Raw genomic sequence first — 24,725 nt, 5'->3', positions numbered from 1 at the left:
GCACCGAACTCACGAATGACTGGGGACTGAATCATGGACATGCTGGCTAGCTCCGTCGGCTTTTTGACGGGCTATATCGTTCCCTTCCTGATCGTGCTGACGCTGATCGTCTTCATTCACGAGCTCGGGCATTATCTAGCCGGCCGCTGGTCGGGAATCGGAATCACGGCCTTTTCCATCGGTTTCGGTCCCGAGATCATCGGCTTCAACGACCGGCACGGCACGCGCTGGAAGCTGTCGGCGATTCCTCTCGGCGGCTATGTGAAGTTTCTCGGGGACGAAGACGCAGCCTCCATTCCGGACTACGACGCCCTGGCAGCCTTGCCCGAGGCCGAGCGCAAGCGCACGTTCCTGGGGGCGGCCCTGTGGAAGCGCGCGATCACGGTCGCGGCCGGCCCCATCGCCAATTTCCTCCTGGCGATCGCCATCTTTGCGGTGATGTTTTCCATCTACGGTCGCCAGGTCGCCGACCCGATCGTCGCGGAGGTGCGTCCCGGCAGCGCTGCAGAAGCCGCCGGCGTGCGCCCCGGTGATCTTCTCGTGGCGCTCGACGGCAATCCGGTCGCGACCTTCGACGACGTGCGCCGCTATGTCAGCGTGCGGCCGGAATTGAAGATCACCGTGACCGTGCGCCGCGACGGTGCGGATCTCGACCTGCCGATGACCCCGCAGCGCACCGAAATCACCGACCAGTTCGGCAACAAGATCGAGCTCGGTCTGATCGGCATCGTCACCAACCAGGAAACCGGCAATTTCCGCGTCGTGGAATACGGACCGCTCGAAGCCGTGGGGCAGGGCGTGCTCCAGAGCTGGCATATCGTGACGGGCACGTTCGACTATCTGTCGAACCTCGTGATGGGCCGCATGAAGGCCGATCAGCTCGGCGGCCCCATCCGCGTGGCACAGGCTTCCGGCCAGATGGCGACGCTCGGTGTTGCAGCGCTGCTGCAATTGGCTGCCGTTCTCTCTGTTTCCATTGGACTTTTGAACCTGATGCCTGTTCCGGTACTTGATGGCGGCCATCTGATGTTCTATGCGGTGGAAGCTATCCGGGGCAGACCTGTCGGGCCCGGGGCGCAGGAGATCGCATTTCGCATCGGCATGGCGCTGGTGCTCATGCTGATGGTCTTTGCGACCTGGAACGATATTTCGATGCTTCTGGGCTGAGAGTGCCGGCTTCGGCCGGTGAGGAATATAAGGGGAGCCGCTCGCCGCAGGTGTGAATGCTAAGAGTCTGTTTACCGTAATGAAACTCAGGTAGTGGCCTTCAGGCCACGGTTTGAATTGAAGTAAACAGAAATTAACGCGTGACCTTGCTTGTATGGCAAAAGCGGTTAAAACGGCAAACGTGACCGGACTCGGGTGCACGCCCGCCGGGACGTTGAAACGAAGGTAAGTAGTGAAGATGAAAGCTGGTTCAAACTTTTTGAACGCCGTGTCGGCCGTTGCATTGTCGGCTAGTATGGTTGTCACGGGCGGCTCTTTTGCCACGCTTGTCTCCGCATCCGTCGCGGAAGCGGCCACGATCCGCAGCATCCAGGTTCGCGGTGCGGACCGTGTGAGTGCTGAAACGGTCAAGGCCAACGTCACCATCGTGCCCGGCAAGAGCTTCTCGAACGCCGATATCGACGCCTCCGTGCGCCGTCTCTTCGCGACCGGCTATTTCTCGGATGTGAAGATCTCGGTTTCCGGCAGCACGCTCGTCGTCGTCGTTAATGAAAATCAGCTGATCAACCAGGTCGTCATCAACGGCAACAAGAAGATCAAGGACGAAAAGCTCGTCGGCCTGCTGCGCTCGCAGTCGCTCGGTCCGTACAGCGAAACCGCGATCGAAGCCGACAAGCAGACGATTCGCGATGCCTATGCCTCGATCGGCCGCAGCGATGCGACGGTCACCACACAGACCTATCCTCTTGGCAATGGCCGCGTGAACCTTGCCTTCGTCGTCGATGAAGGTGATCGCACGAAGATTTCGCAGATCAACTTCGTCGGTAACGAAGCCTTCAGCAACAGCCGCCTGAAAGCGGTCATTGTCACCAAGAAGTCGAACTTCCTGTCGTTCCTGACCCGCAAGGACGTTTACAGCGAAGAGAAGCTGCGCGCCGACGAAGAGGCGCTGCGCCAGTTCTACTTCAACAACGGCTTTGCCGACTTCCAGGTGATTTCATCGGAAGCCGTGCTCGACGAAGCCTCGAACGAATATGTCGTCACGTTCACGGTGAACGAAGGGCAGCGTTACAATTTCGGTGGCGTGAACGTCGAATCGACCGTCGAAGGTATCGATTCGGAGGAGCTGAAGGGTCTCGTCGAGAGCCGCGAAGGCAAGACCTATCGCGCCAAGGACGTGCAGGACACGATGTCCGCGATTTCCCAGCGCGTTGCCGCCAATGGTTATCCGTTCGCCCGCGTGACGCCGCGCGGCAACCGTGATCTCGGCAATGGCACGATCGCAGTCGATTACCTCGTCGACCAAGGCGAACGCGCCTATGTCGAGCGTATCGAAATTCGTGGCAACACCCGCACGCGCGATTACGTCATTCGCCGCGAGTTCGATATTGGTGAAGGCGACGCCTTCAACCAGGAAGTCATTACGCGCGCCAAGCGTCGTCTCGAAGCGCTCGGCTATTTCTCGGCCGTCAACGTGACGACCGCTCCGGGCAGCCAATCCGACCGCGTTGTGCTTGTCGTCGACGTTCAGGACCAGTCGACTGGTTCGTTCGGTATCGGCGCCGGCTACGAGACGGGCAAGAACGGCGGATTCAAGATCGAAGCCTCGATCGAAGAGAAGAATTTCCTCGGTCGCGGTCAGTACATTCGCGTGTCTGCCGGTACGGGCCGCAATTCTCGCGACTACGCCCTGTCGTTCACCGAGCCATATTTCCTCGGTTATCGCCTTGCTGCCGGTTTCGATATCTTCAGCAACAAGGACGAGAGCGAAGATTACTACACGCTCAACACGAAGGGCTTCAATCTGCGCGTAACGGCGCCGATTACCGAGGACCTGTCGACGACGCTTCGCTACAGCTATGCGCGCCTGGATTACAATTCCAGCGATCTCGACGAGCTGTCCACGCCCTATCAGGATGTCGTGGAAAACGGTCCGTGGGTCCGTTCTGCGGTTGCGCATAGCCTGACCTATGACACGGTCGATGATCGCACGCTGCCGCGCGAGGGTATCTTTGCCCAGATCACGCAGGAAGTGGCGGGCCTCGGTGGCGATTCCGAATACTACAAGATCTACGGTAAGGCGCGTTACTTCCATACGCTGATGGAGGATGCAGACGTCATCGGCTCTCTCGCCGTCAGTGGCGGCCACATGTGGGGCTTCGGTACAACACGGGTCTACGACCAGTTCACGCTTTCGGCCAATGACCTGCGAGGCTTTGAGTCCGGCGGTATCGGCCCGCGTGCAACTAGGACCGGCGATTCACTCGGTGGTACGACCTATTTCACGGCTTCGGCCGAGGCATCGTTCCCGATCCCCGGTATTCCGCGTGACTCTGGCTTCCGTGGCGCTGTCTTCGTTGATGCCGGAACGCTGTATGGGAATGATGTGGCGACAGACCCAACGCCGACTACCGGTGACGGGTTGAAAGGAACCGGTATGAGCCTGCGCGCCTCCGTCGGCGCCAGCGTGATCTGGGCCTCGCCATTCGGCCCGCTGCGCTTCGACTATGCTATTCCGATCAAGAAGGAACAGTTCGACGAAGTTCAGCGCTTCAAGTTCGGCATCGCTACGCAGTTCTGACGACGGCCGTCCAGAACCTCAGAGAACACGGACGTTCTGGAGTCTTGCCGATGGAGCATACCTGGTTTTTTCCGCCCCACGACGGTATTCGTCTGGGTGACCTGGCCGACGCGCTTGGGGCGGAACTTGCCGATTCTGCGCATGCCGACCGCGTCGTGCGCAGCGTCTCGCCCGTTAACCGGGCGAAAGATGGCGATCTCTGCTATATCCTTTCCCGCAAATTTCGCGCCGAGCTTGAGACGAGCGAGGCAACGGCGGTCCTTTGCGATCGCGCGCTGGTGTCTCTGATTCCCGCGCACATTGTTGTCCTGGTCTCGAAGCGTCCGCACACCGATTTCGCCCGGGCAGGGGAACTTCTGTATCCGTCCGCGATGCGTCCGGAAGCGATGACCTCCGCAACCGCTTCGATTTCCCCGGCAGCTTATGTCGATCCCGCCGCACGCCTCGAACCCGGCGTCACCGTCGAGCCCATGGCTGTCATCGGCGCCGGTGCGGAGATCGGCGAAGGCAGCCATATCGGGGCCGGCGCGATCATTGGGGCGAATGTGAAGATCGGGCGCGACTGCACCATCGCAGCGGGTGCAACCGTTCAGTGCGCGCTCGTCGGCAACAACGTGATTATCCATCCCGGTGCCCGTATCGGCCAAGACGGTTTTGGCTATGCGCCCGGCGTTAAGCCCGGCATGATCAAGATTGTGCAGATCGGCCGCGTCATAATCCAGGACCACGTCGAAATCGGCGCCAACACGACGATTGATCGCGGCACGATGGACGATACCGTGATCGGTGAGGGGACCAAGATCGACAACCAGGTTCAGGTCGGCCACAATGTGCGCATCGGCCGCCATTGCGGCATCGTCAGCAAGGTCGGTATCGCCGGCAGCACGCGCATCGGCGATGGCGTGATGATCGGCGGTGCATCCGGCATCAACGGCCATATCACCATCGGGGACGGCGTGCAGATCGCCGCCATGAGCGGTGTCGTTGCCGATATTCCGGCGGGTGAAAAATACGGCGGCGTTCCGGCCCGCCCAATGCGCGATTTCTTGCGCGACATGGCGGAGATCGCCATGCGTTCCAGCACTCGAGTCCAGAAGAAGGGGGGCAACGATGAGTGAAGAAACCAAGGCGACGCTCGGCGTGGCTGATCTGCGTGAGATTCTCACGCTGCTTCCCCACCGCTATCCGTTCCTGCTCGTCGACAAGATCATCGAGATCGACAGCGACAATTCGGCGATCGGCATCAAGAATGTCACGGTGAACGAGCCCCAGTTCATGGGCCATTTCCCCGATCACCCGATCATGCCCGGGGTGCTTCTCATCGAAGGCATGGCGCAGACCGCCGGCGCGATCTGCGCGCGGAAGTCGCGTTCGGGTTCGAACCTCGTCTACTTCATGACGATCGACAATGCCCGTTTCCGCAAGCCCGTCGTTCCCGGCGACCGCGTCGAGTTCCATGTCGTCAAGCAGAAGCAGCGCGGCAATATCTGGAAGTTTCATTGCGATGCAAAAGTTGATGGGCAACTTGTCGCGGAAGCTGATATCGGCGCGATGATCGTAAAAAAGGAAGACGCCTGAAAATGATTGCCGCAAGCGCGAAGATCCATCCGCTCTCCGTCGTGGAAGACGGAGCGATCATCGGCGAAAACGTCGTCGTCGGTCCCTTCTGCCATGTCGGACCCAAGGTCGTTCTCGAAGATGATGTGGAGCTTCTGACGCATGTGGTCGTTACCGGCCGGACTGTTGTCGGCCGCGGCACGCGCATTTTCGCCAATGCAGTGATCGGCGGCGATCCGCAGAGCGTGCATCACGACGGCGCCGAGACGACGCTGACCGTGGGGTCGATGTGCGTTATCCGCGAAGGCGTGACGATGAACACCGGCACGACCGAGGGCGGCGGCAAAACTGTCGTCGGCAGCAACAATCTGTTTCTTGCCAACTCCCACGTAGCCCATGACTGCCAGCTCGGCGATCATATCATCCTGTCGAACAATGTGATGCTTGCCGGACATGTGACGGTCGAGGACCGCGTGATCCTCGGTGGCGGCTCGGCGGTGCATCAGTTCACCCGCATCGGCCGTCATGCGTTCATCGGCGGGCTTTCTGCGGTCTCTTACGATGTCATTCCCTATGGCATGCTGAACGGCAATCCAGGCATCCTCGGCGGCCTCAATGTCGTCGGTATGAGCCGTTCGGGAATAGAGAAGGCGACGATCCACGAAGTGCGCCGTGCCTTCAAGCAGATCTTCGAAGGTGAGGGATCGATCCGCACCAATGCCGCTGCAATCCGAGAGCAGTATGTCGGCAGCGTACCGGTCATGCATATCCTCGACTTCATCGCGGCCGACAGCGACCGTGCGCTGTCCTCGCCGAACCGGGGCAAGGGCTGAGTTCCATGGCGGACGGCCGGGCCGACACGCGCGACCGGCTTGCCATCATCGCCGGCGGTGGCTTGTTGCCGCGCTATGTGGCGGATGCCGCCCGCGCTCGGGGTGAAAATCCCTATATCCTCGCTCTCAGCAACGAATCCAGCGAGAACTGGTCCGGCTTCGACCACGAAGTGATTTCCATCGGCAACTATGCCGGCATCGGCGCCGCGTTCCAGGCGAACGGCATTGGTCGCGCCGTGCTGTCCGGTTTCGTGCGCCGCCGGCCGGAATGGCGTGATATCCGTGCCCCGTGGAAAGCGCTGTTTGCCCTTCCTGCCGTCGTGCGCACACTCCTGAAGGGCGGTGACGATACCGTGCTGAAGATGGTCATCCGCCTGATCGAGCGTGAGGGCGTGCGCGTCGTCGGCGCGCATGACATCGCGCCGGATCTTCTGGGCACCGAGGGGCCGCTTGGCGCGATCGCGCCGGATTCAGCCGCTGAGGCCGATATCACCGCCGCTGCCGCCGCCGCCCTGGCCCTTGGCCGGTTGGATGTAGGGCAGGGCGCAGTGGCCGTCGGGGGACGAGTGGTGGCGCTGGAAGGCGCGGAGGGCACGGATGCCATGCTGGAGCGCGTGGCACGGCTGCGCGCAGACGGGCGCATTTCCCAACGCCGCAAGGGCGTCCTCGTAAAACTCTGCAAGCCGGAACAGGACCTCAGGGCGGACCTGCCGTCGATCGGCCTCGAGACATTGCGGCAGGCGCAGGTCGCCGGCCTTTCCGGTATCGCTGTCGAGGCCGGGCGATCCCTCGTGCTCGAGCGCGAATCCCTGGTGGCGGAGGCGAATGCGCGCGGTCTTTTTGTTACCGGCATCGTGCCGTCGCGAACGGAGGAGCATCATGAGCGGTAAACCACTCAGGATCGGCATCATCGCCGGCGAGGTCTCCGGCGATCTTCTGGGCGGCGATCTCGTCGCGGCGTTGCGCACAGCCTATTCCGGCCCGATCGAACTCGTCGGCGTCGGTGGCGAGGCCCTGGAGCGTCAAGGGCTAAAATCCCTCTTCGACTTTTCCGAGCTTTCCATCATGGGCATTTCGCAGGTGCTGAAGCGCCTGCCGTCGCTGCTGCGCCGCATCCGCCAGACAGCGGAAGCCCTGATCGCCGCGCGGCCGGATGTACTTGTCATCATCGACAGCCCGGATTTCACCCACCGCGTCGCACGGCGCGTGCGCAACGCCATGCCGGACCTGCCGGTCGTCAATTATGTCTGCCCGAGCGTCTGGGCCTGGAAGGAAGAGCGCGCGCCGCGCATGCGCGCCTATGTCGATCGCGTACTTGCCCTGCTGCCCTTCGAGCCTGCCGTCATGGAGCGCCTCGGAGGCCCTCAGACAATCTATGTCGGGCATCGTCTAATCGGCGACGGGCAGATCCGTCAGATTCGGGATGCACGGCTCGGCCGACCAGATCGTGACCATGGCGAGAGAGTGTGCCTGCTGCTGCCGGGGTCGCGCTCCACGGAGATTAGCCGGCTACTCCCGGTTTTTGGCGATACGGCAAAAGAACTTTGCGCCCGCAACCCCGGCATCCGCTTCCTTTTGCCCACCGTGCCGCGCCAGGAGGCGCTGGTGCGGCGGTTGACAGCCGATTGGCAGGTGAAGCCGACCATCACCGTGTCGCCGGAGGAAAAGTGGGAAGCCTTCGCGCAGGCAGATGCTGCATTGGCCGCCTCCGGCACGGTTATCCTGGAGCTTGCACTTGCCCGCGTGCCTGTCGTCTCCACCTACAAATTCGATTGGCTGGCCAATCTGTTCCTTCGCAAGGTAAAGATCTGGACGGCCGCCATTCCCAATATCATCGCGGACTACGCCGTGGTGCCGGAATATCTGAATGAGCAGGTCCGCCCCGGTAGCCTGGCACGCTGGTTCGAACGGCTCGCATTCGACACCGCAGAACGCCGCGCCATGCTGGAGGGCTACGATCTCGTCCATGACCGCATGCAGACCGAGCAACCGCCCGGCGTGACCGGCGCGGCGGTGATCCTCGATCTTCTTGCAACAAAAAAGCCCGGTCAAAACTGACCGGGCTTTTGATTTCGTATGCCTTACGCTTAACGCTTCGAGACCGGCATGTAATCGCGCTTCGGCTCGCCGATATAGAGCTGGCGCGGACGGCCGATGCGCTGCTCCGGGTCCTCGATCATCTCGTTCCACTGGGCAATCCAGCCCACGGTGCGGGCGAGCGCGAAAAGCACGGTGAACATGGTCGTGGGGAAGCCGAGCGCTTTCAGCGTGATACCCGAATAGAAGTCGATGTTCGGATAGAGCTTCTTCTCGATGAAATACTCGTCCGTCAGCGCGATGCGCTCGAGTTCCATCGCGACTTCCAGCATCGGATCGTCCTTCACGCCGAGTTCGCTCAGGACCTCGTGCGTCGTCTTCTGCATGATCTTGGCGCGCGGGTCGTAGTTCTTGTAAACCCGATGGCCAAAGCCCATCAGACGGAACGGGTCGTTCTTGTCCTTGGCCTTTGCGACATATTCCGGGATACGATCGACCGAGCCGATTTCGGCCAGCATGTTGAGCGCCGCCTCATTGGCGCCGCCATGCGCGGGGCCCCAGAGGCAGGCGATGCCGGCCGCGATGCAAGCGAATGGGTTGGCACCCGAGGAGCCGGCGAGACGCACGGTCGAGGTCGAAGCGTTCTGCTCGTGATCAGCGTGCAGGATGAAGATACGGTCCATCGCGCGGGCCAGAACCGGATTGACCACATACTCTTCGCACGGAACAGCAAAACACATGCGCAGGAAGTTCGACGCATAGTCCAGGTCGTTCTTCGGGTAAACGAAGGGCTGGCCGATATGATACTTGTAGGCCATGGCAGCGATCGTCGGCATCTTGGCGATCATGCGCAGCGAAGCGACCATGCGCTGGTGCGGATCGGTGATGTCGGTCGAGTCGTGGTAGAAGGCCGAGAGAGCGCCGACGCAGCCGCACATGACGGCCATCGGATGGGCGTCACGACGGAAGCCGGTGAAGAAGCGGCTCATCTGCTCGTGCACCATGGTGTGGTGCGTCACGCGATGATCGAAATCATCCTTCTGCGCCTTGGTCGGCAGTTCGCCGTACAACAGGAGGTAGCAGACTTCCAGGAAGTCTCCATGCTCGGCCAGCTGGTCGATGGGGTAGCCGCGGTGCAGCAACACGCCTTCGTCGCCATCGATATAGGTGATCTTCGATTCGCACGAAGCGGTGGACGTGAAACCGGGGTCATAGGTGAAGGCGCCGGTATTCTTGTAGAGCGTACCGATGTCGATCACATCGGGGCCGATCGTCCCGGATCGCGTCGGCAGCTCGACTGTCCTGCCACCGATCGATACACCCGCGCTTGTTCCTGTCATGACGATCCTCCGTTGTTTCGAATGGTGGCACGCAGTTGTGCCGCACCCATGAACATGCTCGTTTTGCTAGCCCATTTACGGCGCGCTGCCAAGCGATACCAAAGGCAAATTGTGCACTGCGGAAATAGGCTTTCCGGCAACGCAATATCTACCGTTTCCGCGAAGTTGCAAGCAACCTTTGAGAGTGGTCACCAGAATGCGGAGGTGGCATCCTTTCTGTGTCACTTAGTATTTCCCATGCCTACTGTTGATTGAAGATTTTTCCTCTGGATTGCACTATGGTGGCCTAGAGCGGGGCCGAAGCCATGGCCGGGGTGGATGGAGCGGAGAGACGGGAGGCGATGCGCGAGGCTGAGGCCTGGCGGATGCCGCCGGATGCGCGGATGCCGGTGACGGGATCCGCCGATCTGCCGCGGCCTATCGGGCCGCCTGGATTTGCGCGCCGGTTTGCGGGGCGGCTGTCGCACGCTTTCATCGCTCGGCGAGGCATGGCGGCCGCTTGGGGCGATGAACGCCAACATGGCCACTTCTTTCTCTTCGTGCCGGTTTTCCTAGGCCTGGGGGCGGCCCTCTGGTTTGCAGCCCCGTCCGATCCCTCCACCGTTGCCCTCATGTTCGTCGCCGTCGCCGCCTTCTGGCCGGCCTGGCGTTTGCGGCACCGGGAAGATTGGTTGGCGCTCGTCGCCGGCGGCGCGTTCCTCGTGCCCCTGGGCATGCTTCTTGCGGGTTTTGAAACCGCGCGCCTCGACACCGTTCTGTTGGATGCGCCCGTGACCACGGAGATCACCGGCCGCGTGCTTTCCCGCGAAAGCGACGGACGCGGCGCAATCCGCTATCGCATCGTCCTGGAGACCACGCGCGATCCCGTCCTGAAGCGCGCGCCGCGTGTGGTCACCATCCTAGCCCGCAGCCGACACGAGCCGATCGCGATTGGTGGCGGCATCGCCGGTCGCGCGCGCCTCAGTCCGCCGTCAGGTCCGGCGCTGTCCGGCCTCAACGATTTTGCCTTCGATGCCTATTTTGCTGGCAACGGAGCGGTCGGATATTTTTACAAGGCGCCGCAAAGCGTTTTGACGACGCCACCCGGCCTGGCGGAGCGGATCCGTCAGGAAATCGCGACCTGGCGAAACAACCTGACCGAGCATATCAAGGGCAGGATCGATGGGGATGCCGGAGCGATAGCGGCTGCGCTGGTGACCGCCGAGCAGCGCGCGATCAGCGACGAGACCGTGGAGGCGCTGCGGCAGGCGGGGCTCGCCCATGTGCTGGCCATTTCGGGGTTGAACATGGTGCTGGCAGCCGGCACCTTTCTGGTGGGCGCACGCATGGTGATGGCGCTGATCCCCGGCTTTGCCGAGCGCTATCCGGCGAAGAAAATCGCAGCGGCCGGAGCGCTCGTCATGGTGACGCTCTACATCCTCGTCTCGGGCGGCGCCATTTCCGCGGTGCGCTCCTGGATCATGATTTGCGTCATGCTCGTCGCCGTGCTGCTCGGCCGCTCGGCGATCAGCCTGCGCAATGTCGCGCTCTCGGCGATCCTCATCCTCTTGATCACGCCATCGGCCATCACCAATCCCGGCTTCCAGATGTCCTATGCCGCCACGCTTGGGCTGGTCGCTGGCTATGCGGCTTGGCGCGAGCGCCCGATACGCCGCGAGAGCCGGGGAGGCGCATTTCGCAACGTTGGTGGTTCGGCTGGCCGCTTCCTCGGGGGATTGACGCTTTCCTCGCTGATCGGCGGCCTCTCGACGCTTATCTATTCGATCGGCCATTTTCACCGCATCCCGGCCTATGGGCTGGCAGGCAACCTGCTCGCCATGCCCGTCATCAGCGCCGTCGTCATGCCCTTTGGTCTGGCTGCCGTGCTGCTGGTGCCGTTCGGCCTCGATGCCGTCCCCTTTGCCATCATGGGCAAGGGGATCGAGTGGATGATCACGCTTTCCACCTGGGTTGCGAGTTGGAACGGCGAGATCGTCACCGGTCGTATTTCCCCCGGCACGTTCCTGCTCATCGGCCTCGGGGGCGGGCTTGTCTGTATCCTGCGGACACGCCTCCGCCACGCCGGGACGTTGCTGGTTCTGTTGGGCACAACCCTCGCATTCTTGCCGAATGACCCCGTGAGGCCGGAAGTCGTGATTTCCGAAGATGGTCGCCTCGTCGCCGTGTTGCGCGATGGGCGTGCCGCAGCGAACCGCGCCCGCCCGCCGGACTTCGTCTACGCGCAATGGCGAAGGGCCCTGCGCCTGGGTGAACTCGTGAAACCGGACGTAAGGAAGACCAGCGGGCTGACACTCGAAGAAGACGCCGCCGCCACGCAGACCGCGAAGAAGCGGATATGGCCGCGCCGTCGGGCGAACCGCGAGAAAGCCAGGGAGGCGATTTCTTCCGCCTTTGCGGCAGCAAGGCTTCAAGCCGGCTTTCTCTGTGAGGCAAAGGCTTTCTGCGTGGCCGTTTCGCCAAATGGCTGGCGTATTGTCACGCTTGAGGATGTTGCATTTCTCGGCACGGCCTGCGATGCTGCGGACCTTGTCGTCACACCGGCGCCGCTACGGATCGCCGCCTGCCGTTCCGGCGCACGGCTTGTCACGGCCCGCCACCTGCGCCGAACCGGCGCACTGGAAATCCGGCCCGGCGAACAAGCGAACGAAAAGAGCTTCTCCGATGCCCGCTTCACGTCGGCTATCGACACGCTGGATCGTCCCTGGTCACGACACCGCATTTATGATTGGCGGACAGGCGCCTATTCGGGTGAAGGGACCGATCAAAAACATGTCGGCAGCGAACACCGGGACGGGGAGGGGGACGCGGCGAAAACCACCGATCTGCGGTGGTCTACACATTGATCATGGCCGCGCCATATGTCGTGAAATCAAGACATTCCCGTGTCCCGTCCCCCGGCCAACGATTGCAACATCAGGCGGGAGAAAAACGGAATACGCTTGTCGTGCTCACGAACGATCAGTGATAACGCCGAATAAGCCCCACCAGCTTGCCTTGGATTTTCACGCGGTCCGGACCGAAGATGCGGGTCTCGTAAGCCGGATTTGCGGCTTCCAGCGCAATGGAATCCCCCTTTCGGCGGAACCGTTTCAACGTGGCTTCTTCATCATCGACAAGCGCAACGATGATTTCGCCGGGGCTCGCGGTGCTGGTGTTGCGGATGATGACGGTGTCGCCATCGAAGATCCCGGCCTCGACCATAGAATCGCCCTTGACCTCTAGCGCATAATGCTCGCCGCCGCCGATCATCTCTGCCGGCACGGTGATTTCGTGCGTGTTGTTCTGGATGGCCGAAATCGGCACGCCGGCGGCGATTCGGCCCATCACGGGAACGGATACCGAGGCGGATATCACATCTGCCTGCGGTGTGACGGTGCGCTGCGGCGGTGTCGCGGGTGCCGGCCGTTTGCCCAGGCTGCCTTCGATGACAGCGGGCGAGAAGCCGCGACGTGGTTGAAGGCTCGACGAATAGGCTTCAGGAAGCTTGATGACTTCCAGCGCGCGGGCACGATTCGGCAGGCGGCGGATGAAACCGCGCTCTTCCAGCGCGGTTATAAGGCGATGGATGCCGGATTTGGAGGCGAGATCCAATGCATCCTTCATCTCGTCGAAAGACGGCGGAATGCCGGATTCCTTCATACGCTCATGAATGAACAGGAGCAGTTCCTGTTGTTTGCGCGTCAGCATGGCCTCTCCACCGAGAATCGTGAAACAAATCCAGAACAGACACTATATGTTCGATATGTGTTCCGCAAGGGGCTTCTGAAACAATCGGTGTGGCGGACGGGGCTGCTAGGCGACTGGTCACAAGAGCTGCGGCGAAGCGCCGTTCGTGACCAGTCCCGAAAAAATGTCCATCCTGCACACGACCAAGGCCGATATCAGGTCTTGGTCCGCATTCCATCTCCCGCGCTCAGAGAATGAGGTCGGTCGCGACAAGACTTGCCTTGTTGAAGAGCTTCAGGATGACGACGTCAGCGCTGGACAGGCGGATTTCGAGGTCGGCGCCGACCTGTACGGCCTTGCTGAGAACGGAACTGGCCGACGAAAAGTTGTAGGACTGCAGATCGATGTCATCGACATTGTTCTGGAAGTCGGTGATCGTATCCCGTCCGTAGCCGCTCGCAAAGGCGAAGACGTCGGCCGCGCTTCCCCCGGTCAGGGTATCGTTGCCCTTGTAGCCATTGATCCTGTTTGCGCCGGTATTGCCTGTCAGCTTGTCGCCGAAGGCGCTGCCGAGGAGGTTTTCGATCAAGGAATAGGTGTCGCCGATCGCCTCGCCGGTATTGATTGCGGCACTTGCCAGGCTTGCCGTTACCCCCGCCGTCGCCAGCAGGTAGCTCGCCGTATCCACGCCGGCAGCACCGATCAGCTTGTCGCCGCCCGTGCCGCCGTTCAACGTATCATTGCCGGCTCCGCCGTCGAGCGTATCCGCACCGGCGCCGCCTTGCAGGTTGTTGTTGCCCGTATTGCCGACCAGCTTGTCCACGAAATTGCCTCCCACCAGGTTTTCGATGGAGGAATAGGTGTCACCCGCCGCGTTGCCGACGTTGTCGGAAGGCTTGATGAGGTTGGCGACGACACCCGCCGCAGCCGTGGAGTACGACGCGGTATCTGCGCCCGCGCCGCCGATGAGCTTGTCGGCGCCGGCGCCGCCGATCAGCGTGTCGTTGCCGCTGCCGCCGTCGAGTTGGTCGGCGCCTGCATTACCGGACAGGATGTTGGCGCCCTGGTTGCCGACGATCGTATCATTGCCGCTGCCACCCGTGGCGTTTTCGATGAGCGAGCGAAGATCACCCTTGAAAAGCAGCGCATTGAAAATGTTGCCTCGCGCGAAGCCGCCATTCGGCCCGCCGCCGAGATAGGCGAGCTGCGTAGCGTCGAAGACGGAGTGCTCCCCTGGGCGGAGATCGACCTTGACGCCGTTTGAATAGGCGCTGAGATCGTAGGTATCATTGCCGCCGCCATCCCAGAGCGTCGCGAAGATGCGATTTTCGCCGGGGGCGATGGCGAGTTCGCCATTGACGAGCGTATCGCCGCTTCCCGGTGTCCATTTGTAGACGGTGGCACCGGAATTGGTGGAATAGTCCGCACCGTACATGTGCTGGAGCGCCGCGATATCGGCCATCATGAACGTCTGCGGCGCGCCGAATTCTTCATAAGAGTAGGAGTTGCCTGTGTCGCCGATGTAGCTCAGGTAGCTCATGACCGTGAATTCGATGCTGTTGGTGGCATCCGGCATCTTGCCATAGACCACATTTTCCTGCGCGTGCTTGAGGCCCAGGGCGTGCCCGAGCTCGTGGATCAGCGTGTGCCAGGCGTAGTTGCCGGCCACCGGCTTGCGCAGATCGTAGATCGTGCCCGCGGCGGCGGTTCCGAACCAGATATCGCCATCGTCCGCGCTGTCCGTGTTGATAACGTTACCGGGAAAATCGGCAACCTCCGCCGTGGCGGGGACGCTGGATTGCGCAAAGCGAAATGTCGCGTTGGTCGAATTTCCCACTGTGAAGTTGAGATTGGTGAAGCCCTCCACGGAAAAGCCGTCATTCGCTTTCCCGCCAAAGGATGTCTCCATCGCGAACAGGGCGGCGTTCTTCTGCGTGTAGGAAATGCTGTTGAAGCCGCTGTCGTATTTCGTATAGCTGTAGTCCGTCAACACTGTGGGAAAGGCGTAGGTAACGGTGGACACGCTCCAGCCCTTGCCGACAAGGACTGAATCCACAAAGATCGAACCAGTTGCGTTGATCGTTTTGGTAGGCGTTGCTGAACCCGACATGTTTCCCCCCGGATTTTGGCTGGGTGCCGCCGGCTACGGAATCGGCGCGGCTTCCCAAAAATGCCTCAGTGCTAATACACTATCACGGCAACCACCTCTAAGACGCGCGTGATCGCTATGCTATTCGCAGTTTGTTGTGCATTGTGCGCATATGGTTCGGGGCTGTCCGATTCCGGGGTTGCGTCTGTGCGGCAGCCGACGATCGTGAGGGTGGTCATGCAGAAGCCGGGCGATCCGGAAGAGGCTGTCAAATCCGAATATGAGGCCCTTAAAGGCCGGGGAACGCGGGAGGCGCTTGAACTCTTCATCGCAAGGCACCCGGATCATCCGCTCGCGGCGAAAGCGAAGGAGGAGTTGCAGCGGCTCAATCCCTGAATATCGACTGACCACATCAGAAAGACATTGTGGATTTATCCCGTATCTCTTTTATTCCATTGTTATTTTAGCGACCTCGAGCAGTTTTCTGCGTCTTCTTCGCATCCTCTCCGAAAAGACCCGAATAAAGCCATTAGCCCACCCGTCGATAGGACGATTGCGGTTGACGAACGTCATGGGCCTTGCCAGCATACCCTGAAATTCGGACCGTCCAGTTTGCATTTGGGGGCATACGTTGACTGCGGGTTCCATCGTCGCGACACTTCTGATTGTCTTTGCCGGCCTGCTGGCCGTACCGGCCGTCAGCCATACCAATGCGGGCACCACCTTTTCTCTCGTGGCTTCGTCCATGGCCTTCGTCGCGATGGCGATCGCGCAATTCATGGCGACGCGCCCGCCTTTCGTCGAAAGGCTGTTCGGCGGGCTCGACCGCATTTACCAGTTCCACCGCAAGATCGGCATCGCGGTGCTCTGTCTTATCCTCTTCCACTACTTCATCGCGCCGGATTTCCAGGGCCTGTCGGTCACGAGCGGCCTCAATCTGCTCGCCAAGACGATGGGGGAATGGGCCTTCTACGGCTTCGTCTTCCTGTTGGTTCTGAGCCTTGTGAAGGTCATCCCGAAAACGCGTTTTCAGGTTCCCTACCAATACTGGCGCATTACGCATCGGTTCATCGGCCTGCTCTTCGTGCTGATCGCCTTCCACCAGATGTTCATCAAGCGGCCCTATGACGGCACGGCGTTTCTGGCAACCTACCTCAATATTTTCGCTTTGATCGGTATCGTGAGCTACGCCTATACGCAGCTCCTGCCGTGGCTGCGCACCCGTCGCTACGAGGTGGTGAATGTCGAGCGGCATGATGGCGCGACCATCATTTCGGCAAAGCCTATCAACCGCAAGCTTCGGGCGATGCCCGGCCAGTTCGGTTTCTTCCGGGTCAATAAGCCGGGCCTGCGCGAGCCGCATCCCTTCACGATCGCCGGCATCGAGGACGATGGTTCGGTTCGCTTCGCCATCAAGCCGCTGGGCGATTATACGAAGGCGCTGCGCGAGAGCGTGGCGGTTGGCGACGCGCTGACGCTCGAGGGCGGCTACGGCCATTTCAATCACAAGCGCGGCGGCAAGAAGCAGATCTGGCTTGCCGGCGGCATCGGCGTCACACCGTTCCTTGCCATGGCGAGTCGGCTGAAAGGCGACGAGGGGCAGGATATCCACATGGTCTACTGTGTGCGCGACAGCGCCGAGGCGATCGGCCTCGAGACGTTTCGCGCCCAGGCCGAAAAACTCGGGAATTTCAGCTTCGTGCTGCACAACTCGGCGACCGACGGACGCCTCGATGCGTCGAAGCTCGTCTCCGGCACCAGCATGAACCCGGCCGAAGCCGACCTGTGGTTCTGCGGCCCGCCGCCGTTGCGGCTCGCCATCGAAAAGGGATTGAGAGAGCTCGGAAAGGCGCCACGGCGCGTCGAGTTCGAGCGTTTCGAGTTTCGATAGGGCCGGGCGCGTACGGAATTGCGTGAATGAAATCGGGTGCTTCCGCGTTTCTAAGAAAAGCGGGAATGCTTGAAATTTCCAGCCGGTCCACCGGCCTCTTGGAGCGAAGGGAACAAGCCATGCGCGTGTTCAAGACATCACTTCTGCGACCGGTTTCCCGCCTTGCTGCGGCGCTCGGTCTGACCATGGCGCTGTTCTGTCCCGCCAGTGCGTTCGCCATCGACCAGTTCGCGGCGGATGCCTACGGCACCTACCAGGCGAATGCCGACAATGGCAAAATCATGTTCGGCGCGGCCGGTTGCGGCGCTTGCCATGGCTCGGGCGACAATATGGAGCTGCTTTCCGGCGGCATGGAAATGCAGACGGCGATCGGCAAGTTCTTCGCGCCGAACATTTCGGCCCATCCGAACGGCATCGGCGGCTGGTCCAACGCTGACTTCCTGAACGCCGTCATGGTCGGCCTCAAGAAGGATGGCAACAATTTGTATCCGGTCATGCCCTACACCTCCTATGGCGGCATGAAGCCGGAAGACGTGCTCGATATCAAAGCCTATATCGAGACGCTGCCGCAGACGGATGCCGCGTCGAAGGAACACGAGATCGCCTTCCCCTTCAGCCGCCAAACCACGATCACGCTCTGGAAGCGCAGCCATTTCACCGTACAGGCCTATCAGCCGCGCGAGGAAACGCAGATGGAGCGCGGCCGCTACCTCGTGGAAAATGTCGGCGGCTGCGGCGATTGCCACACCCCGCGCACCACGACCTACGGGCTCGACCTCGCCCGTGCCTATGAGGGCGAGAAAGGGCTGACCGGCGCGGTCGCGCCCGATATCACCAAGGCGCGCATGGCCGGTCTTGCCTCGCATGAAGTCTTCACAAAGGGCCTGATCGAGGAGGGCAAGAAGCTCTCCGGCTCGCCGCTCGCCGATCCCGTCATGCGCCGCATCGCGCAGGGCCTTTCGGCTCTGTCGGACGAGGACAAGCAGGCCATGTACGCGTTCCTTTCCGACCGCGAGGTGAAGGTGACGCCGGTCGAAACCAGCACGGCGCCCGTCTGCAGCGAGGCGACCGCCGAGAGCGCGCTCAGCGTTGGCGGCGGCAATGCGGAGCTCGCTTCCGCGGCCGATGCCTTCATCGGCAAGTATTGCCGCAACTGCCATGGCCCTGGCGAGAGCTCGCAGGGCTCGTTCCCATCCGGCGATCTTGCGTCGATTGCCGCGAACCCGGCCTTCGTGACCCCCGGCGATGCGTCCAAGTCGCTGCTCTACACCAGCGTCACCAGCGGCCGCATGCCGCTCGGAAAGCGCCCGGCCGATGCCGAGGTGCAGGGCCTGGCCGACTGGATCAACTCGCTCAACCAGGCGGCCATTCCCACGGCGGTTTCGGCCACGCAGGTCAAGCGCTCGCGCCCCATGCTGAAATATCTCGATTTCGTCGAACTCGCCTTGCAGGACATCTCCAAGGTCGACGAACACGACCAACCCTTCATGCGCTATTTCAGCTATCGCGACCAATATAACGGCATGATGAGCTGCGAGACGCACGACACCTTCCTGAAGCGCATGAAGGTTCTGGCCGGCGGCTTCAAGAAACTCTTGAACTCGCTTTCCTACGGGCCTGAGCTTGTCCTGCCCGAGGAAGTGGACGGTTCCGACGGTCTGCTCGTTCGTGTCGATCTGCGTGATCTCGAATGGAACCAGGAAGACTACGACTTCCTGATCAACGAGTACTTCTACGGCGTCGACCCGACGAGCAATGCGCAACTGCACGCCCTTGCCAAGGCGACGCAGAGCCAACTGCCGATCATGCGTGTCGACTGGTTCATGAGCAACGGCGCCCGGCCGAAGGTCTATAACCGCCTCATGAAGCTGCCGACCAACATCGCCGAACTGGAAAAGCGCTTCGGTGTGCCGGTCGATCAGAACATCGAACGCCGCCGTATCGTCCGCGCCGGCTTTGCCGACGGCTCGTCCGGCGTCTCCGACCACAACCGTATGCTGGAACGCCACGATATGCCTTTCGGCGGCTACTACTGGAAGTCCTATGACTTCGCGGGCGACGTCGGCAGGCAGGTGCTGAAACGCTTCCCGGCGGGGCCTGATGGCGTGAAGCTGAAGGCGGGTCTGGAACCTTTCGAGCACGACGGCGGCGAAATGATTTTCTCGCTTCCGAACGGCATGCAGGGTTACTATCTGTCGACCAACAAGGGCGACCAGCTCGACATCGGCCCGACGGCGATCGTCTCCTTCCGCAAGCGGCCAATCGGCAAGGGGGTCGAGATCATCAACGCTCGCTCCTGCTTCGACTGCCATTTCGACGGCATTCTCTCCAAGCGGGACCAATTGCGCGAGCATATCGAGACGTCCACGCTTTTCTCCAAGGACCAGCAGGACGAGCTTCTCGCCGTCTATGTGCCGCAGGAGGAGCTGAACGAGGTTTACAAGCGTGACACTGACCGGTTCGTCGGCGCACTCGATCGTCTCGGCATTACCGAAGCAACGGCTGGCGGCGGCAAGACCAGCCTGAAGGCTCCCGGCGGCGCCGAGATCTTTACCTACTTCGCTGACCAGTACGAGGACGAGCTGAACTTCGAACAGCTTGCGGCCGAGTTCGACATGACGCCGGAAGAGTTTTCGTCCGACATCCGTCGCCTCACCGACGTCAATGCCCTGCGCATCGGCCTCGACTGGGTTGCGACGCTCGAAGCCGGCGCTACGATCCCGCGCACCGAGGTAGAGGAACAGTATGCCTTCATGTTGCAACCGCTCGTGCAACTCGAACCGCTGAAGCGTGGGGTCAACCCCGACGTCGCCGCCAATACCGGTGATGCCGCCGCAAGCCAGCAACAGTCACAGGGCCAGGTGGCCAATACGGACCAATACGCCGGGCAGGCTGATACCGCCTATGTCGTGCCGGCCTACAAGCAGGACGACAAGGCGCAGGCCGAGAAGGTGAAGCTGGCATTGCGTGTGCCGAGCACCGCGGCAAAGGTCGGCGATTACCTCAGCTTTGAACTCAGCACGAACCATAGCTGCGAGCTGCAGGTGATGTATGTCGAGGATACCGGCACGGTCGAAATCATCCCCGACGTGATGATCGGCAATACGACGCTGAATGCTGGCGAAAGCCGCCTTATTCCGCAGCCGGGTTCTGGTAACCTGACCTTCGATTCGCCGTCACCCGGTGAAACGATGATCGCCTTCTGCCGCATCGGCGGACTTGGCGACCAGAAGATGACGGCGGAAAAGGCCAGGCAGCTGGTGGCGACCTCCAAGCTGCCGCCAACCCGTGGACTGGCAGTCAACCTCGCCAGGCAGGCCGAGCAGGACAACGGTGCGAGCGGTCTCCAGATGGTGACGTTCGAAATCAAATGACAACAAGGGCAGGGGCCACAGGCCCCTGCCTATTCGTTTCGAGAAGACATGAGGGCTGAACCGACAATGCTGATGCGATCTCTGGCAGCGACACTCTTCGTAATGGCCGGTGTGGCCCCGGCCGCGGCGGCCTGTGATGCCTTCACCGGTGTCATCGAGGCGTTCAACGCAGGCGACGAACAGAAGGCCCAGTCGATCGCCGAAACCGCCGGCACCGCCAATTGCAGCGCCAATGAGCGTACGCTCGTCGGCCGTGTCGCGGCGCTTTCCAGCTTCAATCGCATCGCAACCGACGTCGGCAACGGCGGCAAGCTGGTGGATCACCGCGCCGACCTGGAGATGCTTCAGAAGAAGTATGGCGGCCCCTGGCAGGTCTTTGATGCGCTGGGCGATCTTGCCCGCGAGCGCAAGGACTACGAGGAAGCCGCGAAACTCTACCAGATCGCTCTGGAGGACGGCTCGAACACGACGTTGACACCGGATTGGATGGCGCCGGACGAGCAGTACATCCTGCGTCTCGACCGGCTTGCCGGCGAGATGCGCCTTGCCGCGCCGCGCCCTGTCAAGCTCGCGATGCGCGGCGGCTGCAAGGTCTCCTTCCGCGGCGTGGCGATAAAGAAGAAATCGACGCCGGTTCGTTATGTCTTCGGCACGGCCGATTTCACGCCCGAGGGTGTCGAGGCGGCCAAGGATCTCGCCGAGTGCCTGAAGGCCGTGAAGCCGTCCGCCATCAAGCTGATCGGCCACACGGATCCGGTGGGCGGGGCGGATGCCAATTACGCGCTTTCGCTCGCGCGCGCCGATACGCTGAAGGCCTATCTCCACGATACCGGTTATGCCGGCACGATCACCACGATCGGCAAGGGCGAGGACGAACCTTTCAAGCCGGATGACGCCAGCGCCTATGACACGGAGACACTGAACCAGTTGAACCGCCGCGTTGAAGTGGACGTGCAATGAGAACGCTGCTGCCCCGTCTGCTGGCGCTTACGCTCTCGGCTGCCTTTCCCCTGCCGGCCTTTGCGGCGCAGACCTATGCGCTCGTCGTGGGCGTGGACCAGTATCCGAACGATGTCAGTCTCGATGGCGCCGTGCGCGACGCCGAGGACGTCTATGCGTCGATGAGTGCGGCCGGTTTCAAGGTGAAGAAATTCACCAATGCAGAGGCTCGCAAGGACGATTTGCGCAAAGCCTGGACCGACATGGTGGCCGAGGCGGTATCCGGCGACACGATCATTTTCACCTATGCAGGACACGGCGCGCAGATGCCTGAACTGATTGCCGGTGACGAAGCCGACGGGCTTGACGAATTCCTTCAGCTTCCGGGCTTCGATCGCAACCGTTACGAGGAAACGTCGAAGGAGATCATCGTCGACAACGAGATGAACGCCTGGTTTGCCGAGGCGGAAGGCAAGGGCGTGCACGTGCTCTTCGTCTCCGACAGCTGCTTTTCCGGCGGCATGAGCCGCTCGATCAAGGGCAAGAGCCGACTGGCGCCGGCGGTGACGGTCAAGCTGGCGCCGCCTTCGCAGGAGGCCGTTGCTGGCGCGGCCCTCAAGGAGATCAATTTCAAGCAGGTGACGGTGCTTGCAGCCTCGCTGGAAAGCCAGCCGACGCCGGAGGTCATCATCGACGGCGAGCCGCGCGGGGCGCTGAGCTGGAGCTTTGCCCGCGCCGTTGAGGGCAGCGCCGACCGCGACGGCAACGGCATCATCACGCGAATCGAACTCGAAGACTACATCTTCAGCAATGTGAAGAACCGCTCGGAGGCGTTGCAGGTTCCGAACTTCATGCCCCAGGTGGCCCGCTCGGAGAGCGAGGTCGTGGTGACGCTGACCCGCGGCATTCCGGCCGCCACTGGTGATACGGCGACAACGACGAATGACGCCGGTACGATCCCGAAAACCATCAAGACCGTCAAGGAGCTTGGTTGGACAGGCAAGATCGCCCTGCAGATCGATGGCGAGGCGGCGCGGCCGACGGATGCCGAGGGCACCGGAACGCCGTTTCGCTGGGACGTGGCGACCGGCACGTTCTACACGCCGAACGGTGATGTAGCGGCGGAGAATGTCGGCGCGGACCGTATCCAGCCGGTCGTCGACAAATATGTCCTGCTGGATTTCCTCAAAGCCATGGCAAGCCAGAATCCCGGCACGGTCTCACTGGCGCCCGTCAAGGATATCTATGCCGCCGGCCAACGGCTGCGGTTCGATGCACCGCCCGGCCGCTACCCGAACATGCTGGTCTTCAATCTCGCCAATACCGGCGAGGTACAGTTCCTCGACATGCAGGCGGCGGGAACGAGCAGTTCCGAATTCAAGTTGACGGATGTCGAGATCGTCAAACCTTTCGGTGCCGACCATCTCATCACCATCTGGACAGGTGAACCGGTCGATGCGATCGGAGCCGTACTCTCCGACAAGAACGTGACGGCTGCCACGTTGCTGCAGGCGCTCTTGACGCGGCTCGACGGCAAGGAGGCTAGCGTGGCCATTCAACCTCTCTATACGCGGGAAACACTCTGATGATCCGCTACGCCGCTGCGCTGGTCCTCTCGCTCTCCGTGTTTTCGGCCGCCGCGGCGGCCGACCGGGCGCTGCTCGTCGGTATCGGCACCTATGCGTCGCTGCCGGAAAAGATGTTCCTCGAAGGACCGAAGAACGACGTTCCGCTCATCGAGAAGCTCCTCAGGGAAAAGCAGGGATATGCGGCCGATTCGATTCGCGTTCTGCTCGACAAGGATGCGAGTCGCGCTGCCATCCTCGCCAATATCGATGAATGGCTGATCCAGGGTACGCAGCCGGGCGACCGGGTCTATTTCTACTTCTCCGGCCATGGCCTACAGGTGAAGGATGCGAGTGGTGACGAAGAGGACGGTCTCGACGAAGCGCTTTCGACTTACGATATCGCCGCCGGCGATGGCGATTGGACGAACGTTATTCTCGACGACGAAATCGATGCGATGCTCGAGAAATTGAAGGACCGTGCCGTCTCGATCGTCATCGATGCCTGCCATTCCGGCACGATTTCACGCTCTCTCTCCACCCAGGTCGCCGACGCCATGGAAAGCGCGCGCTTCCTGCCGCGACCGTTCGCCAAGCCGGTGGAAGAGGTGAAAATGCGCGGCCTGCGCATCGATGTGGCGGTTGTCGACAAACCGGAGATCGTCAAGCAGAACGGTATAGAGGCCTGGAGCGCCGCTTCGTCCTATCAGGTCGCCTGGGACGATACGCGCCTGCCGCCGGAAGAGCGCCATGGCGTCTTCACGCTCTCCTATGTCAACGGCCACGAGGTTTCCGCCGCCGACAGCAACGGCAACGGCATCGTCTCGAACGCCGAGCTTCTGGAATATGTGAAGAAACAGTCGCAGACCTATTGTGCGAGCCAGAAACAATGCCAGGGCCTCGATCCGCAGCTCGAGGTGAACTACGCGCTGCTCGGTGCCGCCGCCGTGACGCCGACGGCGGCCGATACGACCGGCCTGCAGCAGACCCAGCAGGATGAACAGCCGCAGACGAGCGGTGATACGCAGCAACAGGGTGCGGACTACGGTAAGGTCGAAAAGGTCAAAGTGGAAAACACCCAGCAGACGGCCTATGTCGCGGCGGACCCGGTCGATGCCGTCAGCGATATCCTCGGCAAGCCGCAGAGCGGTGACGTCCATGTCTCGCTCTCGTCCGATCATCTGAATACCGGCGATTCCTTCCGCATCACCGTGACGAGCAGCACCGGCGGCCACCTCATCCTCTACGACGTCGACAAGGACGGGAAGGCGACGCAGATTTTCCCGAACGAGGCGGCCAAGAAGATCACCCCGCTTGCCGCCAACAGCCCGCTTACAATCCCGGACGACTATTACGGCTTCGATTTCGAAGCCGCTGGCCCGAGCGAAAATGTTCTGGTCGCCATCGTCGTCGCCGATGATGTCGATTTGACCAAGGTCGCGCCGAATGACTACGGCCTGCAGAAGGAACTCGACGCGCGCACCACCATCGCCGACATCGCCGGAACGCTGAAACAGACCTGGACGCGGGATACGGAAAACCGCAGCGTGAACTGGTCGCTGGGGCTCTTGAAGTACACGGTTTACTGAGCCCGGCAGCCACGCACCCGCAACGACAAAGCGGCCCGGTCGTCGAGCCACTATAAAAGCTGTTTTTCTCTACATTTTCCGGGTTGACCCGGCAGAA

17 protein-coding genes are annotated in these 24,725 nt (G+C 61.5%); 14 read left to right on the top strand and 3 right to left on the bottom strand.

The features are described from left to right. Nucleotides 1-39 precede the first annotated feature (39 nt). From rseP to lpxB, 7 genes are all read left to right on the top strand, one after another. Complete coding sequence (gene rseP, locus MUU55_RS01165; protein WP_425314138.1) at nt 40-1,167, top strand: RIP metalloprotease RseP; 1,128 nt, start codon at nt 40-42, stop codon at nt 1,165-1,167. A 238-nt stretch (nt 1,168-1,405) separates the two neighbouring features. Continuing rightward, nucleotides 1,406-3,748, top strand: a complete 2,343-nt coding sequence (gene bamA, locus MUU55_RS01160; protein ID WP_244758938.1) for an outer membrane protein assembly factor BamA — start codon at nt 1,406-1,408, stop codon at nt 3,746-3,748. A 50-nt stretch (nt 3,749-3,798) separates the two neighbouring features. Beyond that, on the top strand, nt 3,799-4,866 hold the full coding sequence (gene lpxD / locus MUU55_RS01155; protein WP_244758937.1) for a UDP-3-O-(3-hydroxymyristoyl)glucosamine N-acyltransferase: 1,068 nt from the start codon (nt 3,799-3,801) through the stop codon (nt 4,864-4,866). Beyond that, entirely contained in the window at nt 4,859-5,326 is a 468-nt protein-coding gene (gene fabZ, locus MUU55_RS01150) for a 3-hydroxyacyl-ACP dehydratase FabZ (RefSeq protein ID WP_244758936.1), read from the top strand. Before lpxD ends, fabZ begins: the two co-directional genes overlap by 8 nt. Next, a complete protein-coding gene (lpxA, locus tag MUU55_RS01145; protein WP_244759839.1) occupies nt 5,323-6,138 on the top strand; it encodes an acyl-ACP--UDP-N-acetylglucosamine O-acyltransferase in 816 nt (271 codons plus the stop codon). Before fabZ ends, lpxA begins: the two co-directional genes overlap by 4 nt. Before the next feature lie 5 nt (nt 6,139-6,143). Beyond that, the gene (locus MUU55_RS01140) at nt 6,144-7,028 is read left to right on the top strand and encodes an LpxI family protein (protein ID WP_244758935.1); all 885 of its coding nucleotides are present in this window, start codon (nt 6,144-6,146) and stop codon (nt 7,026-7,028) included. Then, nucleotides 7,018-8,196, top strand: coding sequence for a lipid-A-disaccharide synthase (gene lpxB / locus MUU55_RS01135; RefSeq protein WP_244758934.1), 1,179 nt, complete (start codon nt 7,018-7,020; stop codon nt 8,194-8,196). The genes MUU55_RS01140 and lpxB overlap by 11 nt, the downstream gene beginning before the upstream one ends. Nucleotides 8,197-8,225: 29 nt before the next feature. Here the strand turns inward: lpxB and gltA are convergent, their stop codons facing one another. After that, complete coding sequence (gene gltA, locus MUU55_RS01130; RefSeq protein WP_244758933.1) at nt 8,226-9,515, bottom strand: citrate synthase; 1,290 nt, start codon at nt 9,513-9,515, stop codon at nt 8,226-8,228. A gap of 488 nt (nt 9,516-10,003) precedes the next feature. Between gltA and MUU55_RS01125 the strand changes: the two genes are divergently transcribed. Further along, entirely contained in the window at nt 10,004-12,358 is a 2,355-nt protein-coding gene (locus tag MUU55_RS01125; protein WP_244758932.1) for a ComEC/Rec2 family competence protein, read from the top strand. A 115-nt stretch (nt 12,359-12,473) separates the two neighbouring features. Here MUU55_RS01125 and lexA read toward each other — a convergent pair whose 3' ends face one another. Together lexA and MUU55_RS01115 are read right to left on the bottom strand one after the other, a co-directional pair. After that, the gene (gene lexA / locus MUU55_RS01120; protein WP_244758931.1) at nt 12,474-13,202 is read right to left on the bottom strand and encodes a transcriptional repressor LexA; all 729 of its coding nucleotides are present in this window, start codon (nt 13,200-13,202) and stop codon (nt 12,474-12,476) included. A 226-nt stretch (nt 13,203-13,428) separates the two neighbouring features. Further along, the gene (locus MUU55_RS01115; protein WP_244758930.1) at nt 13,429-15,291 is read right to left on the bottom strand and encodes a M10 family metallopeptidase; all 1,863 of its coding nucleotides are present in this window, start codon (nt 15,289-15,291) and stop codon (nt 13,429-13,431) included. Nucleotides 15,292-15,507: 216 nt separating this feature from the next. Between MUU55_RS01115 and MUU55_RS01110 the strand changes: the two genes are divergently transcribed. The 6 genes from MUU55_RS01110 (at nt 15,508) to MUU55_RS01085 (ending at nt 24,628) form a co-directional block, all read left to right on the top strand. Further along, nucleotides 15,508-15,666: a hypothetical protein gene (locus MUU55_RS01110; protein WP_244758929.1), complete on the top strand. Its 159-nt coding sequence runs from the start codon at nt 15,508-15,510 to the stop codon at nt 15,664-15,666. 235 nt (nt 15,667-15,901) lie between these two features. Beyond that, nucleotides 15,902-17,161 carry a ferredoxin reductase family protein gene (locus MUU55_RS01105; RefSeq protein ID WP_244758928.1) on the top strand — a complete coding sequence of 420 codons (1,260 nt, stop codon included), beginning with the start codon at nt 15,902-15,904 and terminating at the stop codon, nt 17,159-17,161. 119 nt (nt 17,162-17,280) lie between these two features. After that, the gene (locus tag MUU55_RS01100) at nt 17,281-20,535 is read left to right on the top strand and encodes a c-type cytochrome (protein ID WP_244758927.1); all 3,255 of its coding nucleotides are present in this window, start codon (nt 17,281-17,283) and stop codon (nt 20,533-20,535) included. Between the two features lie 72 nt (nt 20,536-20,607). Then, a complete protein-coding gene (locus MUU55_RS01095) occupies nt 20,608-21,495 on the top strand; it encodes an OmpA family protein (RefSeq protein WP_244758926.1) in 888 nt (295 codons plus the stop codon). Continuing rightward, nucleotides 21,492-23,060, top strand: a complete 1,569-nt coding sequence (locus tag MUU55_RS01090) for a caspase family protein (RefSeq protein ID WP_244758925.1) — start codon at nt 21,492-21,494, stop codon at nt 23,058-23,060. The genes MUU55_RS01095 and MUU55_RS01090 overlap by 4 nt, the downstream gene beginning before the upstream one ends. Beyond that, nucleotides 23,060-24,628 carry a caspase family protein gene (locus MUU55_RS01085; RefSeq protein ID WP_244758924.1) on the top strand — a complete coding sequence of 523 codons (1,569 nt, stop codon included), beginning with the start codon at nt 23,060-23,062 and terminating at the stop codon, nt 24,626-24,628. Before MUU55_RS01090 ends, MUU55_RS01085 begins: the two co-directional genes overlap by 1 nt. The last annotated feature ends 97 nt before the right edge of the window (nt 24,629-24,725 follow it).

The organism is Shinella curvata, from assembly GCF_022899935.1.
Taxonomy (GTDB): domain Bacteria; phylum Pseudomonadota; class Alphaproteobacteria; order Rhizobiales; family Rhizobiaceae; genus Shinella; species Shinella curvata.
The sequence above is the reverse complement of the archived record's forward strand: the minus strand, read 5'-3'. Positions and strand labels throughout refer to the sequence as shown.